The organism is Stappia sp. 28M-7 (assembly GCF_014252955.1).
GTDB lineage: Bacteria > Pseudomonadota > Alphaproteobacteria > Rhizobiales > Stappiaceae > Stappia.
Map to the genome: position 1 here is coordinate 1,414,956 of NZ_JACMIA010000001.1, position 9,107 is coordinate 1,424,062.

8 protein-coding genes are annotated in these 9,107 nt (G+C 67.4%); 6 read left to right on the forward strand and 2 right to left on the reverse strand.

All coding sequences use genetic code 11. From position 1 onward, the window contains the following. The 5 genes from H7H34_RS06380 to H7H34_RS06400 are packed head-to-tail and all read left to right on the forward strand — an operon-like array spanning position 1 to position 4,771. On the forward strand, positions 1–1,257 hold the full coding sequence (locus tag H7H34_RS06380; protein ID WP_185924624.1) for a cytochrome P450: 1,257 nt from the start codon (positions 1–3) through the stop codon (positions 1,255–1,257). After that, positions 1,254–2,510: a hydroxymethylglutaryl-CoA synthase family protein gene (locus H7H34_RS06385; RefSeq protein ID WP_185924625.1), complete on the forward strand. Its 1,257-nt coding sequence runs from the start codon at positions 1,254–1,256 to the stop codon at positions 2,508–2,510. Before H7H34_RS06380 ends, H7H34_RS06385 begins: the two co-directional genes overlap by 4 nt. A gap of 44 nt (positions 2,511–2,554) precedes the next feature. Further along, the gene (locus H7H34_RS06390; RefSeq protein ID WP_185924626.1) at positions 2,555–2,800 is read left to right on the forward strand and encodes an acyl carrier protein; all 246 of its coding nucleotides are present in this window, start codon (positions 2,555–2,557) and stop codon (positions 2,798–2,800) included. After that, positions 2,781–4,001 (forward strand): beta-ketoacyl synthase N-terminal-like domain-containing protein, encoded by a 1,221-nt coding sequence (locus H7H34_RS06395; protein WP_185924627.1) that lies wholly within the window; start codon positions 2,781–2,783, stop codon positions 3,999–4,001. Before H7H34_RS06390 ends, H7H34_RS06395 begins: the two co-directional genes overlap by 20 nt. After that, positions 3,998–4,771: an enoyl-CoA hydratase/isomerase gene (locus H7H34_RS06400; RefSeq protein ID WP_185924628.1), complete on the forward strand. Its 774-nt coding sequence runs from the start codon at positions 3,998–4,000 to the stop codon at positions 4,769–4,771. The genes H7H34_RS06395 and H7H34_RS06400 overlap by 4 nt, the downstream gene beginning before the upstream one ends. Here the strand turns inward: H7H34_RS06400 and asnB are convergent. After that, positions 4,735–6,744 (reverse strand): asparagine synthase (glutamine-hydrolyzing), encoded by a 2,010-nt coding sequence (asnB, locus tag H7H34_RS06405; protein WP_185924629.1) that lies wholly within the window; start codon positions 6,742–6,744, stop codon positions 4,735–4,737. The genes H7H34_RS06400 and asnB overlap by 37 nt on opposite strands. 55 nt (positions 6,745–6,799) lie before the next feature. Continuing rightward, entirely contained in the window at positions 6,800–7,048 is a 249-nt protein-coding gene (locus tag H7H34_RS06410; protein ID WP_120269016.1) for a phosphopantetheine-binding protein, read from the reverse strand. Positions 7,049–7,467: 419 nt separating this feature from the next. Here H7H34_RS06410 and H7H34_RS06415 point away from each other — a divergent pair, with 419 nt between their 5' ends. Next, entirely contained in the window at positions 7,468–9,105 is a 1,638-nt protein-coding gene (locus tag H7H34_RS06415; protein ID WP_245164992.1) for a cyclic peptide export ABC transporter, read from the forward strand. The last annotated feature ends 2 nt before the right edge of the window (positions 9,106–9,107 follow it).

A 9,107-nucleotide genomic window follows, 5' to 3' on the forward strand; every position in this document is an offset into this window, starting at 1 on the left:
ATGAGCGAGCAAGGGGCTGCTGCGACGGGCGAGGGGATCGACTGGTGGTCGATCCTGACCGACCGGGCGTTCCTGGAGAACCCTTATGACGAGCTGAAGCGGCTGCAGGCGCTCGGCCCCGTTCATCTCGACGAGGCGTCCGGCGTCTATTTCGTGCTCGGGCACCGCGCCTTCCTGAAGGTCGCGAAGTCCTCGGAACTCGGCCGCGACACCCGCCACTGGAAGAACGGATGGACCGCGCCCGATTACCGGGTGCACGACCCCGTCGGCTACCGGCTGTTCAGCGAGTTCCAGCCGCAGATGATCAATTGCGACGGCGCGGAGCATGCGCGCATGCGCAAGGTCTACGAGCCGGCTTTCCGCTCGCAGGCGGTGCGCGATGTCGGCGCCCTTGTCGAGGCCGAAGCCGCGCAACTGCTTGATGCGATGCCTCGCGAGGGCACGGTCGATTTCATCGAGGCCTTTGCTGGTCCCCTGCCGCTGCGGGTCCTGTGCAAGCTCTTCGACATTCCCCAGAGCCTCGACGAGACGGTCGGGCGCTGGAGCGCCTCGCTGATCCGCATCGGCGATATCCTGATGACGCCGGACCAGAAGAGCGAAGCGCTCGAGGCGCTGACCGAGTTCAAGGCCTTCCTGCGCGAGCACGTCGCCGCCCGCCGGGCCCGGCCGGGCGACAGCCTGATGGACCTTGCGATCCGCGCCCATGACGACGGCACGCTCGACGAGGAGGAGACGCTGACCAATCTCGTCTCCATGCTGGTCGCAGGCCACGAGACCACGGTGACGCTGATCGGCAACGGCCTGCTGCTGCTGCTCCGGCATCCGGGCGAGATGGCGCGGCTGCGCGCCGACCGGAGCCTGCTGCGTACCGCCATCGAGGAGTTCCTGCGCATGGAGCCTGGCGGCAACATGATCCTGCGGGTGGCGCGCGAGGATGTCGAGGTCGAAAGCACGCTGATCCCGGCCGGCGCCCCGGTGCTCGGCCTTGTCGGCGCCATCAACCGCGATCCGGCCCGGTTCGAGCGCGCCGACGAGGTGGATATCGGCCGGCCGGCCAATGCCCAGCTCACCTTCGGCTCGGGCCCGCATGTGTGCATCGGCGCGCCGCTGGCCCGGCTCGAGGCGCATATCGCCTTTTCCGCGCTGTTGGACCGCTACGGCTCCATCGAACTGGCCGGCGAGCCCGAATGGCGGCTCGACCGGCTCAACGCCCGTGGGCTCGGCCGGCTGCCGGTGCGCGTTGGAGGTGCTGCATGACCCGTGCGGTCGGTATCGAGGCGATGAACGTCTATGGCGGCATGGCCTGCCTCGACGTGAAGGAACTGTGCCTGCATCGCGGGCTCGACATGCCCCGGTTCGAGAACCTCTTGGTTCAGGAAAAGACGGTGGCGCTGCCTTACGAGGACCCGGTCACCTTCGCGGTGAATGCGGCCCGGCCGTTGATCGATGCGCTGGCGCCGGAGGAGCGGGCCCGCATCGAGATGGTGGTGACCTGCACCGAGTCCGGTATCGACTTCGGAAAGTCGCTCAGCACCTATGTGCATGCGCATCTGGACCTGCCGTCCAACTGCCGGCTCTTCGAGATCAAGCAGGCCTGCTACTCCGGTACGGCCGGCTTGCAGATGGCGGTGAATTTCCTGCTCGCCCAGACCTCGCCCGGCGCCAAGGCCCTGGTGGTGGCGACCGACATTTCCCGCTTCGCGCTCGCCGACGCCGGGGCAGTGGAGGAATGGGCCTATTCGGAGCCGAGCTCCGGCGCCGGCGCGGTGGCGATGCTGGTCTCCGATACGCCGCATGTCCTGCGCATCGATGCAGGGGCCTACGGTAACCACGCCTTCGAGGTGATGGACACCTGCCGTCCGGGTCCCGATACGGAGGCGGGCGATGCGGACCTGTCGCTGATGGCCTATCTCGACTGCTGCGAGGGCGCGTTCCGCGACTACAGCCGCCGGGTGGAGAATGCGGACTTTCGCGAAAGCTTCGGCCAGCTGTGCTTCCACACGCCGTTCGGCGGCATGGTCAAGGGCGCCCACCGGCACCTGATGCGCCGGCTCTACAAGGCGCCGCCCAAGGAGATCGAGGCGGACTTTCAGGCGCGCCTGGCGGCGAGCCTTGCCTTCGGCAAGCGGGTCGGCAACACCGCGGGCGGCTCGGTCTTCGTGGCGCTTGCCGGCATGCTGGAGACGGTGGCAATCGATGCGCCAATGCGGGTCGGACTGTTCTCCTACGGTTCGGGCTGCTGCTCGGAGTTCTACAGCGGCGTGGTGACGCCGGAGAGCGGCGAGCGTCTGCGCGCGATGCGCATCCCGCAGGCGCTGGACCGCCGCCATCGCCTCACGATCGAGGAATACGAGATGCTGCTGCGCGGCGAGAGCGTCGTGCGCTTCGGCACGAAGGATGCCGAGCTGAACCACCAGATCGTGCCAGACGCCTGGCCGGTTGATGCGGCCGGCGATCGGCTTGTGCTGGATGCGGTCGTCGGCTACCACCGCAAGTACATCTGGATCTGAGCCGGGCTGTCGCAACAGCGGCAGAACCTGGAAAAGGGGGCGAGTTGGACAGCGACCGGATTGCCGAGATCATCATTGCCGAGATCCGCAGCACCGTGCCGGAGCTGGAGGCGCAGCCCATCACCCGCGCCGATTCCATGGCCGATCTCGGGGTCGACTCCATCGAGCGCAGCGAGATCATCCTGGCGACGCTGGAGGCCATCGGCGTGAAGGTGCCGATGGTCCAGCTGCACGGCCCGCGCAACATCGGCGAGCTGGCCGATCTCCTGCATGCCAAGTCCAAGGCCTGACCTGCACTCGCTCGTTGTCACCGGCATCGGGGTCGCCAGCGGTCTCGGCCACGGCAAGGATGCGTTCCGCGCCGGACTGTTCGAGGGGCGGAGCGTTTTCGCGCCGCTTGCCCGTCCCGGCCGGCAGCGCGGCGACGGCAGCCCGCCGTTCTTCGGCGTCGAGATGCCCGATCCTCCCTCCATTCTGCCGCCCCGGGTCGAGCGCACCGCGGGCCTGAGCGGGCGTGCGGCGGTCGCCGTCCTGGACGAGGCCTGGCGCGAAGCGGGGCTGGACCATGTGATGCCCGAGCGGATCGGCCTGATCGTCGGCGGGTCGAACCTGATGGCGCGCGAGCAGCTCTTGAGCCTGCGCGAATACGCCGACCGGCTCGACTTCCTGCCGCCGCGACACGGCCACGTCTTCCTAGACACCGATATCTGCGGCCTGTGCGCCTCGCAGTTTCCCATCCGCGGCTTTGCCCACACGATCGGAGCGGCCTCGGCGAGCGGCGCGGCCGCCATCGTCGAGGCGGTCGAGGCCGTGCGGAGCGGCAGGGTCGATGCCTGCATCGCCCTCGGCGCGTTGCAGGACGTCTCCCTGATGGACCTGCAAGGCTTCCGGGCGCTCGGTGCGCTGGGCGCCGGGCCGGTCTGCCGGCCGATGGACACGGGTCATGACGGCTTCCTCTATGGCGAGGCCTGCGCCGCGCTCGTCGTCACCCGGTCGGAACATTCCGCAGGCACGGTCTATGGCCGCGTGCTTGGAACGGGCTTTTGCACCGATGGCAGCCGCGGCCCGGAGCCGAATTCCGACGCGCAGGTCCGTGCCGCGCAAGACGCGCTGGCCGCGGCCGGACTGGTGGCTGCCGACATCGACTACGTCAACGGCCATGCCACGGGAACGCCATCCGGCGACGAGGCGGAGCTCGCCACCATGCGCAGGCTTGGCCTCGGTCACGCGCTGGTCAACGCCACCAAGTCGATCATCGGGCATGGGCTGAGCGCGGCCGGCGCGGTCGAGGCCGCTGCCCTGCTGATCCAGATGCGCGAGGGGCTGCTGCACCCGACGCTTCATCTCGATGCGCCGCTGGATGAGGCTTTTCGCTGGGTACGGGGCGCGGCGCAGGAGCACCGCATCCGCCACGCATTGAAGTTCTCCTTCGGTTTCGGCGGCACCAATGTCGCGCTGGTCTTCGGGGCGCCGGAGGGAGAGGCGATATGAGCGGGTTCTCGACGATTTCCTGCAGCATCGCGCAGGGCATCTGCCGCATCCGCTTCGTCCGGCCGGAGGCGGGCAACAGCATCACGCCGCAGATGGTGCAAGAGCTGCACGCCGCCTTCGACCTTTGCGAGGCGGACGAGGGGCCGGATGGCCGCGCGGTTACGGTCGTGGTGCTGGAAGGCAACGACGATGTCTTCTGCATGGGCGGAGATTTCGATGCCGTCGCGGAGGATGCCGTGCCAATGGACCCTGCGCCCCTCTACGATCTGTGGCTGCGTATGGCGCGCGGGCCCTTCGTCACGGTCAGCGTGGTGCGGGGCAGGGCCAATGCCGGCGGCGTCGGACTGGCCGCCGCGGCCGATATCGTGCTGGCGGACGAGAGCGCGAGCTTTGCCCTGTCCGAGCTGCTGTTCGGCCTGTTTCCGGCCTGCGTGATGCCGTTCCTGGCGCGCCGGGTCGGGGCGCAGCGCGCCCGCTACATGACCTTGATGACGCGGCCGGTGGGAGCGCGCGATGCCCTGTCCTTCGGGCTTGTCGATGCGCTTGGCGAACGGGCCGACGAGCTGTTGCGCCAGCATCTGATGCGGCTGCGGCTGCCGGGGCGGGCGGGCATCGCCCGCTTCAAGACGCATGCGGCCGCAGGGCTCGACGACCTTGAGGGCCAGCGCGAAGCAGCGCTTGCCGCCAATCGCGAGATGTTCGCCGATCCGCAGATCCGGGCCGACATCCGCCGCTACGTGAGGGACGCAAAGTTCCCCTGGGAGGCGTGAGGCGCAGCCTCCGCACGCAGGTCCACCGCGCGTTGCAGGGGCGGCAGGACACTTGACCCGCCTGTGTGCGCCAGCCCCTGCCGCTGCACGAAGAACCGGTCGAGCAGGGCGATGGACAGCAGGAACAGGAAGGTCTGGTTTTCCTTCGTGCTGACCTCCTCGGCCGGCTTGGTCAGCACCTTCGTGGCAAGGCGCTGGGCGAACTTGGCATTGAGGAAGGGCAGGTTCGCCAGCTCGCTCTCCGACAGGACGAGATCGAGATAGTCGGGCCGGCACGCCGCGAAGGCTGCGGCGTCCGGCGCCCGGTACGGGAACTTGCGCTTGTCGGCGACCGCGCCCGGCAGCCGGTCGCGGAAGGCATCGCGCAACAGCCGCTTCTCGGTGAACCCGTCGTCGAAGCGCAGGTTGACCGAGGAGGCGAGCCCGATCACCGACGGATCGAGGAACGGGCAGCGGTTCTCCACCCCATGGGCAAGGCTCATGCGGTCGCCCTGGGTCGACAGCAGGTAACCAGGCAGCAGGGTCTTGTATTCTAGCCACTGGGCCTTCTCGACCGCGCTCATCGAGCCGAACGCCGGATTGCCGGCGACAAGCGCCGAAATCTCGGCGAAGGGATCGCCGGGCGCGCTCAGCAGGCGGGCCGAAAACTGGCCGTTCTGGAAGCGCAGCTCGTGAGAGAAGAGGCCCGGCATCTTCTCGGCCGAGAACTGATGGTAGAGCCCGGTGACGGCGGCGATGTCCTTCGGCCCGTAATGGGCAAGGTGCGGGTAGAGCCGCTCCAGCCGGCTCCGGCGCATGTCCTCGGGAAGCTCGTTCCACGCGGCGCGCAGCAGCGTTTCCTTGAACAGGTCGTAGCCGAGGAACGCTTCGTCGGCGCCTTCGCCGCTGAGGATCACCTTGATGCCGGCCTCGCGGGTGCGCTGCGACAGCAGGAACATGGGGATGAAGGCGCTGCGGAAGGCCGGCACCTCCGCGTGATAGACCGCATCGGGGCAGGCCTCGGCGATGTCGGCATGGCTGATGCGACGGGCATGATGGCGGGTGCCCAGATGCTCCGCGACGAGCCGCTGTTCTGCCGACTCGTCGAACTCCGCATCCTCGAACTCGACCGAGAACGTGGAGAGCGGATGCGGGGTCAGCTCGCGGGCGAGCGCGGCGACGATGGCCGAATCCACCCCGCCGCTGAGATAGACGCCGACCTCCACGTCGCTGCGCAGCCGCAGGGAAACGGCGTCGGTGAGCTGCGCGCGGATCCGCTCGACCGCCTCGTGCTCGCTGGAGATGGTCTCGCTGGGTGCGAAGGACAGCTCGTCATAGACGAAGCGCTCGATCCGGCCTTCGCGCACCCTTGCCCATTCTCCCATGGGCAGGCTCTCGATGCCGCGAAAGCCCGACTGGTGCGGCAGCGGCGTCCATTGGCCGAGAATGGAGGCGAACTGCTCGGGATCCTGCTCGAACCAGAAGCCGGGAACGGCCAGGAACGCCTTCATCTCGGAGGCGAAGAGAATCGTCTCGCCGTGGCGGGCGAGGAACAGCGGGCGCTTGCCGTAGCGGTCGCGGGCGAGAAACAGCTCCTTCTGCCGGCGGTCGTAGAGCGCGAAGGAGAAACCGCCGTTGAAGCGCTTCAGGCAATCCGGGCCCCAGGCCATCCAGGCGCGCAGCACGACTTCGGTGTCGCAGTCCGTGCGGAAGACGTGGCCGAGGCCGACAAGCGTCTCGCGCAGCTCCCGATAATTGTAGACCTCGCCGTTGTAGCAGAGCCAGTAGCGCCCGCTCTCGTCGCTGATCGGCTGTATGCCGGCGGCCGGATCGAGGATCGCCAGCCGCACCGTGCCCATGGCCAGTCCGTCGTCGAGCACATAGCCGGCGCCGTCCGGCCCGCGATGGGCGATTGCGGTCAGCATGCCGCAGATCTGGCCCCGCGGATCGTCGCAGCCGCGATCGGCGCTGATGAAGCCGGCAATGCCGCACATGACGTCGCGTGCCCCCTGGTCGCTCTCTGCTTGCTGGCGTTCGGTGTCGCGGCGATCAGCCCGCTGCGCGCTCGGCAACCTTTCGGGCGACCGTCTCGCGGATCTGGACGAGGCTCACCAGCACATCGCCGGTCATTTCCTGCTCCGTGAAGCGGATGTCGAACTCCTGCTCGAGAAAGCGGATCAGCTGCACGTAGCCGAAGGAGTCCATCACGCCTTCCTTGAACAGGTCGGAGTCCTCGGGAAAGGAGTCGTCGAACTCGATCAGGAACTGTTCCTCGATGAAGTCCCGAATTTTGTCCATGCGCTCTGATCGCCTGCAGCCGGGCTGGAAAGCCGCTCGGTGTCCTATGGAGATCGGACATGCAGGTCGCCTCTGGTCGGCGCCCCTGTCGTCCCCCCGGGTGCCCCGCACGAAGCGGAACGACCTTACGGTAGCGAATAAGTGTGCGCCGCAACAGTCTTTCCGCTACCTGTGGACGACGTGCTCTGCGAACGAGCTTAATGCACGCCAGGAGGAAAATCCCGGACGCGCTGGCAAGGCGTGCACTTGCCAGCGGAAGGCGTGCTGAATAGCATTCCGTAACGGCGGTCGGAGCTGCCGAAGATGACGAAACACCAGTGAAATCTGATCCGTGAACAGGGCGCTGCCGGCAGGCCGGATGCACCATGGGGCGGGTTGCGCGGCATCGGGACAGGGGCAGTCACCGTGGTTTCATCTGCATGAATATCCTGCGGCTGCTCAGATCCGGCCCTCCCGTGAACCGCCGGTCGATCCTGCTGATCACCAGCCTTGCTGGCCTTGGAAATGCGGGGCTTGTCGGCCTCATCAACGAGGCGGCCGAAAAAGCGGTGCTTGCGGAACCCGTCGGGACGCAGCTGCTTCTCGTCTACGTGACGATGCTCGCCTTCGTGCTGCTGTCGAGCCGAGCCTCGCTGCATGAAGCCAACCGTTTCGTCCAGTCCCGTCTGGAGGCGACGCGTCGGCGAATCGTCAGCAAGATCCGCCGTGTAGACCTGAGGACACTCGAGCGGCTAGGCCATGGCGACGTCTTCGTCACCGTCTCGCAGGAAACCGACCACCTGTCGCAGACGCTGCCGCTGCTGATCGGCGCGGCCCAGAACGCCTTCCTGCTGGTTTTCCTGTTGCTCTACGTGGCGACCCTGTCGCCGATCTCCTTCCTTGTCGTCACCGTGTTCCTGGCCGCCGGGCTCTATGTCTTTTGGCGGCGCCAGAGCGCACTGACCGGGGCCCTGGCCGACGTGCATCACCGCGAAGCGGAAATGCTCGACAGCCTGTCCCATTTCACGCTGGGCTTTCAGGAAATCCGGCTCAACGCCGACAAGAACGATGCGCTGCAGGCGCATTTCGCGGACGTCACCTCGCGTCTGCGGCAGGTCGTGGTGGGCTTGGGCGACCGCTGGGTCTCCCTGCTGCAATTCGCCAATGCCTTCATCTTCCTGCTCATCGGCGTCGTCGTGCTGGTCCTGCCGGTGTTCTTCCAAGGCTATACCGACACGATCTACAAGATCACCGCCGCGACCGTCTTCGCGCTCGGTCCCATCGCGGCGATCACCTCGGTCGTGCGGTTGATCGCCCGGGCCGAAGCCGGCCTTGCCCATGTCTACGCGCTGGAACGCCGTCTCGACGCCGGCCTGACGCCGGAGCCGAAGGGGGCTGCGCGCGCGCCCTCGCGCTACCGCTCGTTCCGTACCATCGAGATGCGCGCCGTCACGTTCAGCTATCTCGACGCTGAAGGAACCGCGCTCTTCACCTCCGGTCCCTGGGATCTGTCTTTGAAGCGCGGCGAGATCCTGTTCCTGACGGGCGGCAACGGCAGCGGCAAGTCGACGGCGCTGAAGCTGCTGTGCGGCCTCTACACGCCGGATGGGGGCGAGATCTCTTGCGACGGTGCACTGGTGAGCGCCGAGACGCGGCGCGACTACCGCGAGATATTCTCCAGCATCTTCACCGACTTTCACCTGTTCGACCGGCTCTACGGGCTGGAGCACGTCACGCAGCGCGAGGTCGAGAGGCTGATCGCCCGCATGGAGTTGGACGGCAAGGTGCGCTTCGAGGACGGGCGCTTTTCCACCACGGACCTGTCGACCGGGCAGCGCAAGCGGCTGGCGATGATCGTGGCGCTGCTGGAGGACCGCGAGGTCTATCTCTTCGATGAATGGGCGGCCGACCAGGACGCGCATTTCCGCGAGGTCTTCTACACCGAGCTGCTGCCGGACCTGAAGGCGCGCGGCAAGACGGTGGTTGCGGTGACCCACGACGACCGCTTCTGGTCCTGCTGCGACCGGCGGTTGGAGCTGGATCTCGGCCGCCTTTCAGACGTGACCGGGGAGGTGTGAGC